Here is a 16,640-nt window from a genome sequence, read left to right as displayed (position 1 = left end):
GTTTTCGTATAGATTGTTGCTTTTAAACTCGCAGCCCGAATACACTTCGCTTTCCGTGGGCGAGCGTCGAGCCTCCTCGTCACATACGCTCCTGTGGGGTCTCGTCTTTCTCGCATTCCCACAGGAGTCTACGTGTATTCAGTCTGCTGAGTACTTCTTTTTCCATTTTTTACGTAAAAAACAACTAACTTTGAAAAACAGCCAATAAAAAAATAGGGCCATCTCTATTAGAGACAACCCCTTAAACAAATCGGTTTCTTTTATCCTCTTAGTACCGCACCAGCTTTTTCTTTTACTGCTGCTAATACTTTATCATGTGCTTTTGTAATCATTTCTTCTGTTAATGTTTGTTCTGGATCAAAATACTTTAATGTGTAGGCAATCGACTTTTTGCCTTCTTCCATTTTATCTCCTTCGTACAAGTCAAATACTTGAACTTCTTTTAATAAGGAGCCGCCAGCTTCTACAATGATATTTTGAATATCGCCTGCTAAAATCGTTGTATCGACAACTAAAGCAATATCTCTCGTTACAGAAGGGAAACGAGGAATCGTTGTATAGTGAAGATCTTCTACGTCTGCTGCTAAAAGCTTGCTTAAATTTAATTCAAAGCAATATGTTTCTTTTATATCCAAATCATTTTGTACTTGCGGATGCACTTGGCCAACAAATCCTATTACTTCGCCGTTGAATAATACATCTGCCGTTCTTCCTGGATGCATGCCGTCGATTGCTCCTCTTACAAAAGCAATTTTATCCATAACACCTAGTTTTTGGAATAACCCTTCTAATACCCCTTTGATCACAAAGAAATCAACTGCTTTTTTCTCTCCTTGCCAAAGGTTCGCACTCCATAAGCCAGTAATCGCCCCTGCTAAATGTTCTCTTTCTTCTGGAAGCTCATTGGCTGCACCTTCGTTTGCTAAGAAAACAACACCTGTTTCATATACAGCAAGGCTTTCATTTTGACGAGCACTGTTGTATTTTACCACTTCTAATAATTGTGGAATGATGCTTTGTCGAAGAAGACTGCGTTCTTCACTCATCGGCATGCTTAAACGAACAGGATTACGTTTTTCTAAAGCAAATTGCTGCACCTTCTTTTCACTTGTCAGCGCATAAGTAATCGCTTGATAAAGACCGGCACCTTCTAAATATTTACGAACAGTGCGGTGTTTTTTCTGGTATGGAGATAACACACCAGGAATCGATGCACCAACTGGCAATGTTGTTGGAATATGATCATAACCATACAGACGTGCCACTTCTTCTGTTAAATCTTCTTCAATGGAAATATCATTTCTTCTTGTTGGTACAGTTACTGTAAATACAGTATCTTCTTCTTTTGTTTCAAACTGAAGTCGTGCAAAGATGTCTTTTACTTCATTTACTTCTAAAGCAGTACCTAATACTTTATTAATTTTTTCTAATGAGATAGACACCGTTTTTGGTTCTGCTGTTAATGTATCAACAACCGCTTCGCCTTCCAAAACTTCGCCTCCTGCATATAAATGCAGAAGCTGTGCTGCTCTTTCTGCCGCTAAACGAACACGATTTGGATCAATGCCTTTTTCATATCGTGCACTCGCTTCACTTCTTAAGCTTAATACTTTCGATGACTTGCGGATTACGCCGCTGTCAAAATAAGCAGCTTCTAATAATACAGTTGTTGTATCAGATTGCACTTCAGAGTTTGCTCCACCCATTACACCAGCGACTGCTACTGCTGTTTCGCCATTTGTAATAACTAAATTATCTTCTGACAGTACTCGTTTTGCTTCATCCAGCGTTACAATCGTTTCGTCTTTTTTCGCTCTTCTGACAAGAATCTCTTTTGATGCTAGACGGTCATAATCAAATGCATGAAGAGGCTGGCCATATTCTAATAAAATGTAATTCGTAATATCCACGACATTATTATGCGGGCGAATGCCTGCTGCCATTAATCGACCTTGCATCCATAAAGGAGATGGAGCAATCTTTACGTTTTTGATGATTTTTGCTGTATATAATGGAGCATCTTCCTTATTTTCCACGCTCACTTGTACATAATCGGATGCTTTCTCATTTGCTGTCGGATATTCAACTGTTGGAAGCTTTACTTCTTTTCCTAGAACAGCTGCCACTTCATACGCAACCCCTAACATGCTCAAACAATCAGCACGGTTAGGTGTTAATCCTAATTCCAATACCGCATCGTCACGCTGTAAATATTCTAGCGCATCTTGGCCAACTTCGACATCACTTTGGAAAACAAAAATACCTTCTGCATACTCTTTCGCTGTTAGTTTGCTTTCGATGCCTAGCTCTTGCAATGAACAAATCATTCCATTTGATTCTTCGCCGCGAAGTTTCGCCTTTTTGATTTTAAAATTACCAGGAAGTACCGCACCAACTTTTGCTACTGCTACTTTTTGTCCTTTATCGACATTGGCTGCGCCGCAAATAATTTGAATAGGTGCTTCTTCACCAACATCTACTAAACATTTGTTCAGTTTGTCAGCATTCGGATGCTGTTCTCTTTCTACTACATAACCGATTACGACATTTTTGATGCCGTCATTTAAAACGTCAACGCCTTCTACTTCAATCCCGCTTTTTGTAATTTTATCAGCCAACTCTTGTGGATCGATATCACTTAAATCTACATAATCTTTTAACCATTTATAGGATACTAACATTATTATTCTCCTCCAACCTTAATATTCCGGTACTGAAAACTGCTTTAAGAAACGAATGTCATTTGTATAGAAATGACGAATATCATCAATTCCGTATTTTAGCATTGCGATGCGTTCTGCACCGATTCCAAAAGCAAATCCAGAATATTTCTTTGAATCAAAGCCGGCCATCTCCAGTACATTCGGATGCACCATTCCAGCACCTAATACTTCAATCCAGCCAGTTCCTTTACAAACACTGCAGCCGCTTCCTTTACAAATGCTGCATGAAATATCCACTTCAACAGATGGTTCTGTAAACGGGAAGAAACTTGGGCGCAAACGAATTTCTCTTTCTTCTCCAAACATTTTTTTTGCAAAAACTTCCAATGTTCCTTTTAAATCGCTCATGCGAATATTTTCATCAACTACAAGACCTTCAATTTGCATAAATTGATGCGAATGTGTTGCATCATCGTTGTCGCGGCGATACACTTTCCCTGGACAAATGATTTTAACAGGACCTTTGCCTTTATGTTTTTCCATTGTACGAGCCTGCACAGGAGAAGTATGTGTTCGTAATAATAGTTCTTCTGTGATATAAAAAGAGTCTTGCATATCACGAGCCGGATGATTTTTTGGCAAATTCAGCGCTTCAAAATTGTAGTAGTCAACTTCTACTTCTGGGCCTTCTTCTACTGTATAACCCATGCCAATAAATAAATCTTCTACTTCTTCGATTACTCTCGTTAAAGAATGATGGTTTCCAACAGCAATTGGTCGGCCTGGCAAGCTGATATCAATTGTTTCGGCTGCAATTTTCTTTTGCACTTCTGCTTCTTCTAATACTTTTTGTTTCTCTTCTATCTGATTTGTAATCTCATCACGGATCACATTTACTAATGCTCCCATTTTTGGACGCTCTTCCGCTGAAAGTTTGCCCATCCCTTTTAACACTTCTGTAATAGGTCCTTTTTTTCCAAGATAAGCAATTCGAATATCATTTAATTGTTTCACATTTTCAGCGTTTGAAATGCTTTGTAAAGCTTCCGCCTGCAGTTCTTTTAATTTTGCTTCCACATTGATTCCTCCTTAAACGATTTGCATGATATAGCAGCAAGTTTTTGTTTTTCGGCAACAAAAAAAACCTCTCCCTAAAAAAGGGACGAGGTTTTGTATTCGCGGTACCACCCTAATTAACTCAATAAAAAGCATCAAGTTCGCTTCATTTCGATAACGGCTTATTAAACCGGTACATCTTTACATTTCACCTAAATGAAATGGTCCCGATGCCAACTCAGGAGGTGAACTTCATTTATCTTTTTGATAAAAATGCTTTCAGTCTAAGGCATTTTCTCCCTTTATCAAAGCAATAAACTACTTTTCTCCGTCTTTGTTTTTATTCATGCAATTTGCCATTAATTATAGTATATTTTCATACGATTTTCAAATGCAATCTTTGTTTATTTTGATAAATGGGTAATCTGAGTTAATCGTTCGTCAATAGTTTGTCTATTAGTTAGGCTGTTTTCGTATAGATTGTTGCTTTCATATGCACAGCCTGCATACACTTCGTCCGTTTAGCGAGCGTCGAGCCTCCTCGTCGCATTCGCTCCTGCGGGGTCTCGTCTTTCTCGCATTCCCACAGGAGTCTACGTGTATGCAGGCTGCTAAGAAACACTTTTTCAAATGTTTTATGTAAAAAACAACAAACTTTGAGAAAACAGCCATTAGTTAAAATGATACAATAAAATACCAGCAGCCACTGCAACATTTAAGGACTCGCTTTTCCCATAAATAGGGATATATAAATTTGCATCCGTTTTTGCCAGTACTTCCTTGCTGACTCCATTTCCTTCATTTCCAACTATGAGACAAAATCCTTGCTGTGTGCGTTCTACCTCTCGATAGTTTTTCCCATTTTCAAGCGAAGTTCCAAAGACAGGGATGCTTTTTTCTTTTAAAGCATCGATAAAATTCGGGATATTTTGTTTTAAAATTGGTAAATGAAAATGACTGCCTTGTGCGGAGCGAACGACTTTCGGATTATAAATATCGACTGTTCCTTCGCTAATAATAACAGCATCCATTCCCGCAGCATCCGCTGTTCGGATGATTGTCCCTAAATTTCCTGGATCTTGTACTTTATCTAATACGATAAACGTTTTACCTGAAGAAATAATAGACGCGTTCTCCATTTGCTTGCAAACTGCAACAATTCCTTGTGGTGTTTCTGTATCTGTCAGTTGGTCCATAATTTCTTTTGTCACAATGGTAACGGGTATATCTCCATAATCCCACCCAGGTAAATCAATCTCTTCTGAAATGATTAAATCAAGAATCGCATCTGCTTTAAACGCTTCTTCCACAAGATGAAATCCCTCCACAAGAAATGTTCCTGTTTTATCTCTTTCCTTTTTGCTTAAACGTTTTTTCCACTCTTTTACTTGAGGGTTTTTAACGGAATGTATATGCTTCAACTTATTTCTCCTCACTTTTATAATGCACTAATACTCATTATAGCTCAATCGAAATACATAATAAACGGTAAAGGAGAAATGCTATAATAGAATGTTTCTTTAAGCATTCACTAGAAAATTATTCAGGAGGGCATATCCAGCAATGAATTTAAATTTACGTAACGCGATTATTCATAATGTTTCAGGAAATTCACAAGATGAGTTAAAGAATACGATTGTCGATGCTATTCAAAACGGGGAAGAAAAAATGCTTCCAGGACTTGGCGTTCTTTTCGAAATCATCTGGCAAAATTCTTCTGAACCAGAAAAAACAGAAATGCTGCAAACACTTGAAAGCGGGTTAAAATAAAGAGAAGAACCCATAAGTGAAGACTTTTCGGTTCTTCACTTATGGAAACCGATTTTTGCTGGTTGAAAAATATCTCAGTATTCATCATTTATTTCGTTAGTTTCTCTAATCGCCCTGTTAACTGTTTTCTCCATTCGCAAGCCAATTCTTCGACTTCTAATACTTTTTTAATCCCTTCAACATCCTTCTGTCTATGAAAATAGATTTGATTACTAAAAAGAATGGAGACTTGTTTTGGATGAGGCTCTATTAACGTTATTTTTGAGTCCTTTCTGACAGTGCCTTCTTCTATAACTCGACATAAATAACCCGTATGACCAGTTTCTACGATTCTTTTTAGAATACCTGGTATATTCGTTCTCTTTGTTATCGTACTACAAGGAACTCTTCCTTGTGTTATTTGTATTATTGCATCTCCTAGTTGATAAACATCTCCAATGCATACATCACGTTCCAACATGTTTGTTACTGTTAAATTTTCTCCGAATGCCGCTAAAGGTAATGTACTACTAAACTCTTTTGCCCAAACTAAATAATGTTCATAAGGATAGACGCAAACAGCACGATCTGGACCCCCATGATACCTTAAATCAGCTACTCCATCACCACGAAAGCCTTCTTTATCTAAGAAAGCCTGTTCCACTTCTTCTTTACAGATCCCCGTATCCATTTCTTTATCAAGATTATACTTCATCTTTTTAGGCAACCCTATAGCAAAACTCATTAGTTCAATATCTCGCATATTATGTATGAACTCCCTCTTTATCAAAATTAATAGCACATCTTATACATAAAATCGTTCCTCATTCAATAAACGATCATTAGCTTTTTAACGATGTGTTTGAAAAATCTCTTCTAGCAAAATGTTATATTTATTTCCAATAACAATAATTCAAACTAACCAATTATGGGCGAGTTGGGTAATTTTATTGACTGCCTTTCACGAGCCGACAACTCTCTGAACAATTACGATTCCTAAATACCCCTAATCATCGTTTCATTACATTTGTAAATTTTTCCTCATTTTATTCTATATTCTGACATCAGTCAATCCATATTTATTCTTGTTAAACTATGCCAAGATTGCCTTAGAAGATAAACAACTTTACATGGCTTATAGATTAAAAACAATTTTTTATTACGCTCTTTTCGTATAGATTGTTGTTATGTAACCCGCAGCCTGAATACACTTCGCTTTCCGCGGACGAGTGCCGAGCCGCATCAATGCTATGCTCCTGTGGGGTCTCGTCTTTCTCGCGTTTCCCGCAGGAGTCTACGTGTATTCAGGCTGCTCAGTGCTTCATCCATGTTTATTATTTTATTCAAAAACAACAAACTTTTAGAAAACAGCCTTTTATTATGTTTTTGTAGTTTTAAGCAAAATCCATTCTAATAATTTTTCTCTAAATCGGAAAATTTGACTATCAACAATCCATTGTCTCCCATCCATAAACACACTATTTTTTTAAACTTCCAATAAATTTTTCCTTTTTTGAAACTATCTGTCCAGCTTTTTCGTATTCCTTTTATCAACGCAAATCACATTCCTTTTTACTATTCTGCAAATTGGGTATATAAGGAATCTTTTCTATGCTATACTACTTTTACTATGGCTATGTTAAAGCTCATTGTTGATTTTGGCACTATGTTGATTGGAGTGGAAGGCGTGAAACTCCTACGGGAAAAGCGAGTCAGAGGGAGACCCCACAGGCGCAAAGCGCCGAGGAGGCTCCCGGACCGCCCGCGGAAAGCGAACGCCTGGAACGGAAATCAACAGGCAAGTTTAACAGTGCCTTTACTATAAAAGAAAAAGGTGAAGAATTTGACTAAAAAGAAGTTTCAATACTGGCTGTTGCAAATATTATTAATTGTCGCCATCATTTATATTTGCACAAAAATTTCTTTTCTATTTCAACCGGTAGGAGTGCTCTTTTCTACGCTTTTTGCTCCTATTATTATTACCGGGTTTTTATATTTTCTGCTTAACCCTATTGTTGTTTTTTTACAAAAATCTAAAATTCCTAAAACATTGGCGATTTTGCTTATCTATGTTGTCATTATCGGTTTAGTCATTCTGGCAATTGGAAGTGTCTTCCCGCTAATATCTAAACAGATAACAGAACTGTTCAGCAATATTCCTAATTATGCTGATCAAACAATTAAATATTTCCATTATTTAAATGATACAAAACAATATCAATGGCTGTTGAATCAAAATTACGTGACATTGGAGGATATTGGTGACAGGCTAAACGAAATTGCCCAAACAATTCCAAGTAATTTAACAAATAGCCTTTCCACTATTATCAGTACGATGACAAATATTACGGTCACCATTGTAACCGTTCCATTTTTACTGTTTTACTTTTTCAAAGACGGGAATAAATTCCCTTCTGCATTATCCAAATTTTTTCCTTCCTCTTACCGTAATGAAGGTGTAAAAATTATTAAAGAAACAAGTGAAACATTGGCTGCTTATATTCAAGGTCAAGTAATGGTTGCAACATTTGTCGGTACATTAGCATATATCGGCTATTGGATTATCGACTTGGATTATGCGCTTGTAATGGCTATGATTGTCGCCATTACAAATATTATTCCTTATGTAGGTCCTTTAATCGGCGGTGCGCCTGCTGTTATTATCGCGTTGTTTACATCGCCTACACAGGCACTTCTTGTTATCGTGGTTATTACCATCGCTCAACAAGTCGAAGGAAATGTATTATCACCGCTTATTTTAGGAAAAAGATTAGATACGCATCCGGCAACGATTATTATTTTATTATTGGTGGCTGGAAATTTAGCTGGTGTGCTTGGCATGATTTTAGCGATCCCGACTTACGCTGTCGCGAAAACGATTGTTTTAAATATTATTCGTCTGTTGCGGGCAAGAAAAGCCGCCATTGCGGTTGAAGAAGAACATCCTAATAATAATTTTAGTTAATAAGTAAGAGGTCTCTTATAGGGACCTCTTACTTATTTCAGTATTCCTATTTACACAACGATTGTACATGCAGTTTTACAATTTCTTTTATTTTTTCTTCCTCTATTTCATTCATTAATCCATGCAACGCCAACCCATCAATTAGCGCAAATAATCGTGCAACTTCTAAAGGAATAGATAAAGTAGGAGACGCTTTGCCGCTTTGGATTAAATACTCGATACAACGGCTAATGCCTAATTCTAATTCTTTATATATTTGGTTTCGTATTGCAATAATATTTGAATCAACAAAAGACTTTTTCGTGAATTCAAAATAAACCTCCATTTCTTCTTTTCTTTCCTTATCCAATGGAAGAAGTTCGTATAATACGGAACAGATATCTTCTAATACATCTTCGCTAAAAGTTAAGGAAGAAATTCGCTCATTCACTCTTTCAGATGCAAGTTTCATCGTAAACTGCAGCAACTCTGATTGTGTTTTAAAATAGTGGCGCAAAGCACCGACAGATAGTTCTGCTTCTTCTGCTATTGTCCGGACAGAAGCTTTTTCAATTCCAACTTTTTTAATTACACTCCAGGTTGCTTTTGCAATTTTTTCTTTTTGTTTTTTATGATCAACTATTTTCGGCATATATTCAGTATATCATCTATTGTTTTTTTAATACAGTTGTGTTATTTTATTTTTATAATACATCTGTATTAAAAACAGGAGAATTTATTATGATTGGTTATTTGATTATAGGCTGTGAAATTGCTTTTTGGATAGTCGTTACGGTCGGGTTATGCTGCCGGTATATTTTCCATCAAAAAAAATTAGGAAATATTTTGTTATTGCTTACGCCTTTCATTGATTTGTTTTTACTTTTATTCACAGTTGTTGATTTAAAAAACGGCAGTCCAGCATCTACTGTCCATGGATTAGCAGCCGTTTATATTGGAGTTACAATAGGATTTGGGCATCAGCTTATTAAATGGATGGATCAGCGCTTTGCCTATCAATTTGCAAACGGTCCAAAGCCAGAGAAAAAATACGGACAGGAGCATGCAAAAAAAGAAAGAACGGGGTGGCTGCGTCACTTATTATCTTATGTGATTGGCACTTCCTTATTGCTTATCATCATTACTTGGATCAATAACCCACAACAAACAGATCCCTTTATCCGTTTGATAAAAATTTGGTCTATTATTCTTGGCATTGATTTTATCATCAGCTTCAGTTATACAGTCTGGCCAAAAAAAAAGAGAGAAGGCCACTAAGATAACTTCTCTCTCGAACGATTAAAAAACAGTATATATTTTATGAAAATGTCAGCCTATCCACAGTTTCACGATCTAATTTTTTTATCACTTCGATAATTAATTTTACAGCATTTTCATAATCATCTCGATGAAGCATAGCTGCATGAGAATGAATATAACGTGTTGCAATGGTAATAGAAAGTGCTGGTACACCATCATGTGTTAAGTGAATAGCCCCTGAATCTGTTCCACCTCCAGGTACACTGTCAAATTGGTAAGGAATTTCCAATTTATCTGCTGTATCTGTTACTAAATCTCTTAATCCTTTATGGGACACCATTGATGCATCGTATAAAATAATTTGTGGACCTTTTCCCATTTTGCTTAATGCTTCTTTTTCCGTTATTCCAGGTGTATCTCCGGCGATGCCAACATCCACAGCAAAAGCAATATCTGGTTTAATTTTTTGCGCAGCTGTTTTTGCACCGCGCAACCCAACTTCTTCTTGAACCGTTCCAACACCGTATACAATGTTTTCGTGTTCGGCTGTTTTTAATCCTTTTAGTACATCAATTGCAATTGCACAACCAATCCGGTTATCCCATGCTTTTGCAAGCAGCATTTTTTCATTATTCATCACAGTAAATTCAAAATACGGAACGACCATATCACCAGGTCTAACGCCCCACTCCCCGGCTTCTTCTTTTGACGACGCACCAATATCAATAAACATATCTTTTATTTCAACTGGTTTTTTACGTGCTTCCGGTGGTAGAATATGCGGTGGCTTTGAACCAATCACACCTGTAAGCTCCCCATTTTTTGTGACAATGGTTACTCGCTGTGCCAGCATGACTTGTGACCACCAGCCTCCTACTGTTTGAAAATAAAGAAAGCCTTTGTCATCAATACGGGTGATCATAAAACCAACTTCATCTAAATGTCCAGCTACCATAATTTTCGGACCTTTTTCATTGCCGATTTTTTTGGCAATTAAACTGCCTAAATTATCGGTAGTAACTTCATCTGCATGTGGAGTTATGTATTTTTTCATGACTTCTCTTGGTTCCTGCTCATTGCCAGGAATCCCTTTAGCGTCTGTTAATTCCTTTAACATGAGTAACGTTTCATCCATTTTTTTCATTATTTCGACTCCCTTAATGTTAGTTGTCCAAACAATTCTTATTATACTAGGTAATAAATTATGTTCCTAGTATATCACTTTTTCCTTTTTCTATTAAAATAATTACTTTTTCTCCAAATTAATGATTTAAAGACATAAAATTTTTTCAAAAAAAATGAAACCTTTTAACTTTTTGAACGTATAACATTAGTTAATTGTAATCTTAATGACAATTTCATTGGAGGCTTTTATATGATGTGGATATTGCGTTCATTATTGCTTGCACTTATTCTATTTATCCTTTATCGCATCGTTGCATTTTTCCTAAAACCAGAAAGAAAACTGGCATTCTATCGCAGACAAAACAAATATTATTTATTGGATGACCCTAAAAATGTGCGAATGAATTTTCTTTTGACGTATAAAGGTTTTTTATTCGAAGGAGAAAAATACGTTGATAACAATCCTTCATCCAGCAATGTAGTTAGTATTTTGATTTGGCCAACAGAACCGTTTGACACAAAACTTATGAAGGAAGATAAACTATTTATAGAGAATTCTATTCAATCTACTTATCCACATGCAAAAATACAGTGGAACTTGCCAAAAATTTAAAGCGATCTTCTATTGTAGATCGTGTTTGCCATCAGCCTGAAAGCTAAAACGATTTTGTTTTAGCTTTTTTGAATTTCATGTGCTTCTTTAAAAAATTCTTTCCACTTAATGATGGTCACTTTTTCCCTTAAAATATACACAAGGATGCATAAGGAAAATAAGATGATGATCATCATCGTCGGCGTAAATTGTTTAATAAACTGTCCAAAAATCGTATAAAAAAATGCTAACGGGATGTTGCTTATACATGCATATTTTATATAATCTTTTATACCCTGTCTTTTTTCCAACAAGCAAAAGTTTAATAAATGATAGTTAATAAAGGGAATGAGGCGAAGTACGGTGATTTGTCCGACGGTTAAATTTCGAAATTCTCCAAACCAGCGTTTTTTTAACACGGAAAGTTTACGATGTATTTTCGGGAACTTATGAATGATAAGATAAAAAAAGATACAATTTAGTGTCAAGCCAATAATCGAATAAATCGTTCCTAATGTGATTCCAAAAAGAATTCCTCCAGCAATACAAACAATCATCGGAGGAATAAACAACACTTGCCTTGCCGTATGAAAAAGAATAAATGCGATTGGTGCAAAAATCCCGCTTAATTCAATCATCACAAATAACATCGATAATTGTTCATTCACCTTCATCACCTTCAGTTCTGTAGAATCTAGCTGTTACTTCATTGTATAATGCGGTCTTGCTTTTTATGACAATAGGAACAGAATATAAGCGATAATTCCTATTTCAAGCAATGATAATAACGGCAGCCCTACTTTAAAATTCGTATGTTTTGTTTTATGCCGAAAAGTATTCATGCCCACTGTTAAGCCAATAGAGCCAAAAAGAAAGGCAATGCTCCATAACGTCTTTTCACTTATTCGATATTGATGTTTAGTCGCTCGCTTTTTATCGACTTTCATCAAAAAATAACCAACTATATTAATAAAAACGAAATAAATTGCTAGTATGTATAGAATGTAGTTCATTTTTTCCTCCTTTTATTTTGGCTCTGTTAAACTTGCCTGTTGATTGCAGCGAGAGGCGTTCGCTTTCCGCGGGCGGTCCGGGAGCCTCCTCGTCGCTTTGCTCCTGTGGGGTCTCCCTTTGACTCGCTTATCTCGCAGGAGTCTCACGCCTTCCACTCCAATAAACAAAGTGCCAAAATCAACAATGAGCTTTAATATAGCCTTTGTTTTCAATCTGATAGTTTATCGGTGAAGGTGCGGACTAATATGCTTTAAAGAGGGGCATTGTTTTTTTCTTCACTTTAGCACTCGTTTTTCCCGCTGTCTCTCCTATTATATTAGACAAACCCATATACGCAAAAAAAGAAGGTAACCGTATACCTTCTTTTTTCAGTAATTATTTTAAGTTTTGTTTTGCAACAGAAGCTAATTCAGCAAATGCTTTTTCATCGCTAACAGCTAGCTCAGCAAGCATTTTGCGGTTTACTTCGATACCAGCAACTTTTAATCCGTGCATTAAACGGCTGTAAGATAAACCGTTAATACGTGCAGCTGCATTGATACGAGTAATCCATAATTTGCGGAAGTCGCGTTTTTTCTGACGACGATCGCGGTATGCATACATTAAAGATTTCATTACTTGTTGGTTTGCAACTTTGTATAATGTATGTTTGGAACCGAAATAACCTTTAGCTAATTTAAGAACTTTTTTACGACGTTTGCGTGTAACTGTACCGCCTTTAACACGTGGCATATTGTTTCCCTCCTATTTTCCTGAGTATTACTTAATGTTATCTAATAAATGACGGATGCGTTTGTAATCTCCAGAAGATACTAAAGCACCTTTGCGAAGTTTGCGTTTTTGTTTTGTAGATTTGTTAGCAAATAAATGGCTTGTATAAGCATGTGAACGTTTTAATTTACCAGAGCCAGTTTTTTTGAAACGTTTAGCAGCTCCACGGTGAGTTTTCATTTTTGGCATTTCGTATTCCTCCTCTTTACTTGTCGGTTTTAGGCGCTAAAGTCATGAACATGCTTCGGCCGTCCATTTTCGGATGCGATTCCACTGAGGCAACTTCTGTACAAGATTCTGCAAAGCGAACCAATACACGTTGACCGATTTCTTTATGTGTAATAGCACGTCCTTTAAAACGGATAGATGCTTTTACCTTATCGCCTTTTTCTAGGAATTTAATAGCATTGCGAAGCTTTGTATTAAAGTCATGCTCATCTATAGTCGGACTTAGGCGAACTTCTTTAATATTAATAACTTTTTGATTTTTACGTGCTTCTTTTTCTTTCTTCTGCTGCTCAAACTTGTATTTTCCGTAGTCCATAATACGAGCTACTGGTGGTTTTGCATTTGGTGCAACAAGAACAACATCAAGATTTACACGTGTTGCGATTTCAAGAGCTTCGAATTTTGTTTTAATACCAAGCTGTTCACCATTTTGGTCAATAAGTCGAACCTCTCTAGCGCGAATACCTTCATTTAAAATCATATCTTTGCTAATAGTTAATACACCTCCAAGGTTTATGAACGAATACAACGTTCGGGTCAAGAAGTTCCTATCTTTTAACAAGGAGAAACTTTTCAAGTCCCACTCGTTAATAACACTAATTGACACTTGACCTCCAAGTTGAATCGTATGGAAAAAATAGTTCACAGTTTCCATGTAATAGCTTTCATCAGTGAATATCTGTACCAACATTCTTTGCATGCAGCTAAACAATAAAAAAGTGTGGATGGAAATCCACCCACACTTACGATAACAAACATAGTAAGACTAATAAATGTTCACGTATTACCTGTTAACTACTTTTAGAATCTTGTGTCAATCAGGTGAGAAGCGGGTGCTTCTTCTTTTCCTCAAACTCATATTCAATTTACCTTAGTAACTATATCACAGTAGATATATATTAGTCAACGAAAGAAATATCACAACGAGAAAAATTTTATCAAAATTATTTATACAATGCAATACTTTTCATGATTTTTTTCGAACAAACAACTTTTTTAGTCTATTTAGCTTATTAGTATTCTTTTATTTTGCTCAATAAAAATACGGATTGTTTAACGGCTTACTTCTATTTTTAAGTTTTCTAAAAATGCATCAAATGGAACCGTTTCTGATTTTTGCTCGCCATATTTACGAACATTTACCGCTTGTTCTTCTACTTCTTTATCACCAAGTACTAGCATATATGGGATTTTTCTCATTTGTGCTTCACGGATTTTATAGCCGATTTTTTCATCACGTTCATCTAACTCTACACGGAATCCTTGCAGCTGTAATTTTTCTTGTACTTGTTTCGCGTAATCAAAATGAACAGAAGGTGAAACTGGAATAACTTGAACCTGCACTGGTGATAACCATGTTGGGAACGCGCCCTTATACTCTTCAATAAGGAAAGCAATAAATCTTTCCATTGTTGATACAACACCGCGGTGAATAACAACTGGACGATGTTGTTTTCCGTCTTCACCAACATATGTTAAATCAAATCGTTCAGGAAGCAAGAAGTCTAATTGAACAGTAGAAAGCGTTTCTTCTTTCCCTAGTGCTGTTTTCACTTGAACATCCAGTTTAGGGCCGTAGAACGCCGCTTCTCCCTCTGCTTCAAAATAGTCTAAACCAAGATCATCCATTGCCTCTTTTAACATGCTTTGTGCTTTGTTCCACATTTCATCGTCATCAAAATATTTTTCTGTATCTTCCGGATCGCGGTAAGATAAACGGAACGAATACTCGGTAATATCAAAATCTTTATAAACATCTAAAACAAGATTTACAACCCGTTTAAATTCATCCTTAATTTGGTCTGGACGAACAAAAATATGTGCATCATTTAATGTCATGCCGCGAACGCGCTGTAAACCAGATAATGCTCCAGACATCTCGTAACGGTGCATCGTTCCCAGTTCTGCAATACGAATTGGCAGTTCTCTGTAGCTGTGAATATCATTTTTATACACGACCATATGGTGAGGACAATTCATTGGACGCAGCACTAATTGTTCATTATCCATTTCCATCGGAGGAAACATATCCTCTTGATAATGATCCCAGTGGCCAGATGTTTTATAAAGATCGACACTTCCCATTATAGGAGTATACACATGGTCGTATCCTAGTTTTTCTTCTTTATCGACAATATAACGCTCTACGATTCGGCGAACAGTCGCACCCTTAGGCAGCCATAGAGGAAGGCCTTGTCCCACTTTTTGTGATGTCATAAACAAGTCTAGTTCTTTTCCGATTTTACGATGATCTCTTTCTTTTGCTTCTTCTAGTAAACGCAGATGCTCAGTTAATTCCGCTTTTTTAAAGAACGCTGTTCCATAAATACGCTGCAGCATTTTATTGTCGCTGTTTCCACGCCAATAAGCTCCTGCAATGCTTAGCAGTTTAAACTCTTTTAATTTTCCAGTAGAAGGAACATGCACTCCGCGGCATAGGTCAATAAACTCCCCTTGTTCGTATAATGTTACTGTTTCATCTGCTGGAATCGCTTCGATCAGCTCTAATTTATATTCGTCATCCATTTCTTTAAACAGATCAACTGCGTCATTCCGACTTACTTCTTTGCGGATAACCTCAATGTTTTCGTTAATGATTTTTGTCATTTCTTTTTCAATTAATGGAAGATCTTCTGGTGTTAAAGATTCTTCGATATCAATATCATAATAAAATCCGCCTTCAATAACAGGGCCAACACCTAGTTTCACATTTTTATACAGTCGTTTAATCGCTTGAGCCATTAAGTGAGCACTACTGTGACGTAAAATTTCCAGTGCTTCTTCTCTTTCCGGTGTAATTATTTCAAAAGAACAATCTTCATTAATTGGTCTTTTCAAATCATATAAAGAACCATTAATTTTTCCGGCAAGCGCTTTTTTTCTCAACCCAGGACTTATAGACGCAGCGATCTCTTCTGTTGTTGTTCCGACTGGAAACTCCTTAACAGCTCCATCAGGAAACGATATTTTCATTAATTCTGACATGATAATTCCTCCTTTTCATTAACATGTTGAAGAGGATGTTCCACACACTTTAAAAAGGCCAATGAAAACACAAAAAACCCGTCCCTTAAATAGAAAGGGACGAGTTATATCATCTATAAGCACGTGGTTCCACCCTAATTCCCGCTTAAAAAATGCTTTTTAAACGGCTTAGATAAAACAGATAACGGCTGCAAACCGCCAACCATTAATTAGGTTTATCACCTGTTCTTGGCTGAAGTTTAAAGGTGGTAAG

16 protein-coding genes and 2 other annotated features are annotated in these 16,640 nt (G+C 36.4%); of the genes, 4 read left to right on the top strand and 12 right to left on the bottom strand.

Annotated features, from left to right (window positions below; all coding sequences use genetic code 11):
• Positions 1 to 260: 260 nt before the first annotated feature.
• From pheT to ACTYA4_RS08325, 3 genes are all read right to left on the bottom strand, one after another.
• A complete protein-coding gene (pheT, locus tag ACTYA4_RS08335) occupies positions 261 to 2,681 on the bottom strand; it encodes a phenylalanine--tRNA ligase subunit beta (protein ID WP_443480653.1) in 2,421 nt (806 codons plus the stop codon).
• 18 nt (positions 2,682 to 2,699) lie between these two features.
• Positions 2,700 to 3,740 carry a phenylalanine--tRNA ligase subunit alpha gene (gene pheS, locus ACTYA4_RS08330; protein ID WP_443480652.1) on the bottom strand — a complete coding sequence of 347 codons (1,041 nt, stop codon included), beginning with the start codon at positions 3,738 to 3,740 and terminating at the stop codon, positions 2,700 to 2,702.
• Between the two features lie 78 nt (positions 3,741 to 3,818).
• Positions 3,819 to 4,063, bottom strand: a binding site (T-box leader).
• A 327-nt stretch (positions 4,064 to 4,390) separates the two neighbouring features.
• Positions 4,391 to 5,140 (bottom strand): TrmH family RNA methyltransferase, encoded by a 750-nt coding sequence (locus tag ACTYA4_RS08325; RefSeq protein ID WP_443480651.1) that lies wholly within the window; start codon positions 5,138 to 5,140, stop codon positions 4,391 to 4,393.
• 142 nt (positions 5,141 to 5,282) lie between these two features.
• Here ACTYA4_RS08325 and sspI point away from each other — a divergent pair, with 142 nt between their 5' ends.
• Positions 5,283 to 5,489, top strand: a complete 207-nt coding sequence (gene sspI, locus ACTYA4_RS08320) for a small acid-soluble spore protein SspI (RefSeq protein ID WP_443480650.1) — start codon at positions 5,283 to 5,285, stop codon at positions 5,487 to 5,489.
• An 88-nt stretch (positions 5,490 to 5,577) separates the two neighbouring features.
• On the opposite strand, the gene ACTYA4_RS08315 is transcribed toward sspI, so the two are convergent.
• A complete protein-coding gene (locus ACTYA4_RS08315; protein WP_443480649.1) occupies positions 5,578 to 6,231 on the bottom strand; it encodes an MOSC domain-containing protein in 654 nt (217 codons plus the stop codon).
• Positions 6,232 to 7,311: 1,080 nt separating this feature from the next.
• Here ACTYA4_RS08315 and ACTYA4_RS08310 point away from each other — a divergent pair.
• Positions 7,312 to 8,433 carry an AI-2E family transporter gene (locus ACTYA4_RS08310; protein WP_443480648.1) on the top strand — a complete coding sequence of 374 codons (1,122 nt, stop codon included), beginning with the start codon at positions 7,312 to 7,314 and terminating at the stop codon, positions 8,431 to 8,433.
• 46 nt (positions 8,434 to 8,479) lie between these two features.
• On the opposite strand, the gene ACTYA4_RS08305 is transcribed toward ACTYA4_RS08310, so the two are convergent.
• Positions 8,480 to 9,064 (bottom strand): TetR/AcrR family transcriptional regulator, encoded by a 585-nt coding sequence (locus tag ACTYA4_RS08305; protein ID WP_443480647.1) that lies wholly within the window; start codon positions 9,062 to 9,064, stop codon positions 8,480 to 8,482.
• An 89-nt stretch (positions 9,065 to 9,153) separates the two neighbouring features.
• On the opposite strand from ACTYA4_RS08305, the gene ACTYA4_RS08300 reads away from it, so the two are divergent.
• Positions 9,154 to 9,690: a 2TM domain-containing protein gene (locus ACTYA4_RS08300; RefSeq protein WP_443480646.1), complete on the top strand. Its 537-nt coding sequence runs from the start codon at positions 9,154 to 9,156 to the stop codon at positions 9,688 to 9,690.
• Positions 9,691 to 9,730: 40 nt separating this feature from the next.
• Here the strand turns inward: ACTYA4_RS08300 and ACTYA4_RS08295 are convergent, their stop codons facing one another.
• Positions 9,731 to 10,816, bottom strand: a complete 1,086-nt coding sequence (locus ACTYA4_RS08295; protein ID WP_443480645.1) for a M42 family metallopeptidase — start codon at positions 10,814 to 10,816, stop codon at positions 9,731 to 9,733.
• A 231-nt stretch (positions 10,817 to 11,047) separates the two neighbouring features.
• Between ACTYA4_RS08295 and ACTYA4_RS08290 the strand changes: the two genes are divergently transcribed.
• The gene (locus ACTYA4_RS08290) at positions 11,048 to 11,410 is read left to right on the top strand and encodes a sigma-w pathway protein ysdB (protein ID WP_443480644.1); all 363 of its coding nucleotides are present in this window, start codon (positions 11,048 to 11,050) and stop codon (positions 11,408 to 11,410) included.
• Positions 11,411 to 11,469: 59 nt separating this feature from the next.
• Here ACTYA4_RS08290 and ACTYA4_RS08285 read toward each other — a convergent pair whose 3' ends face one another.
• The 6 genes from ACTYA4_RS08285 to thrS form a co-directional block, all read right to left on the bottom strand.
• Positions 11,470 to 12,057, bottom strand: a complete 588-nt coding sequence (locus tag ACTYA4_RS08285) for a TVP38/TMEM64 family protein (protein WP_443480643.1) — start codon at positions 12,055 to 12,057, stop codon at positions 11,470 to 11,472.
• Between the two features lie 63 nt (positions 12,058 to 12,120).
• Entirely contained in the window at positions 12,121 to 12,402 is a 282-nt protein-coding gene (locus tag ACTYA4_RS08280) for a DUF1294 domain-containing protein (RefSeq protein ID WP_443480642.1), read from the bottom strand.
• A 376-nt stretch (positions 12,403 to 12,778) separates the two neighbouring features.
• A complete protein-coding gene (rplT, locus tag ACTYA4_RS08275; protein WP_443480641.1) occupies positions 12,779 to 13,135 on the bottom strand; it encodes a 50S ribosomal protein L20 in 357 nt (118 codons plus the stop codon).
• A gap of 27 nt (positions 13,136 to 13,162) precedes the next feature.
• Entirely contained in the window at positions 13,163 to 13,363 is a 201-nt protein-coding gene (rpmI, locus tag ACTYA4_RS08270; RefSeq protein ID WP_152114027.1) for a 50S ribosomal protein L35, read from the bottom strand.
• Between the two features lie 16 nt (positions 13,364 to 13,379).
• Positions 13,380 to 13,883 (bottom strand): translation initiation factor IF-3, encoded by a 504-nt coding sequence (gene infC / locus ACTYA4_RS08265; RefSeq protein ID WP_443480803.1) that lies wholly within the window; start codon positions 13,881 to 13,883, stop codon positions 13,380 to 13,382.
• 226 nt (positions 13,884 to 14,109) lie between these two features.
• Positions 14,110 to 14,253, bottom strand: a sequence feature (ribosomal protein L20 leader region).
• Positions 14,254 to 14,455: 202 nt separating this feature from the next.
• Positions 14,456 to 16,387: a threonine--tRNA ligase gene (gene thrS / locus ACTYA4_RS08260; RefSeq protein WP_443480640.1), complete on the bottom strand. Its 1,932-nt coding sequence runs from the start codon at positions 16,385 to 16,387 to the stop codon at positions 14,456 to 14,458.
• Between the last annotated feature and the right edge of the window lie 253 nt (positions 16,388 to 16,640).

Source organism: Niallia yueguangensis (assembly GCF_052663115.1).
This window is presented reverse-complemented; position numbering and strand designations above follow the sequence as displayed.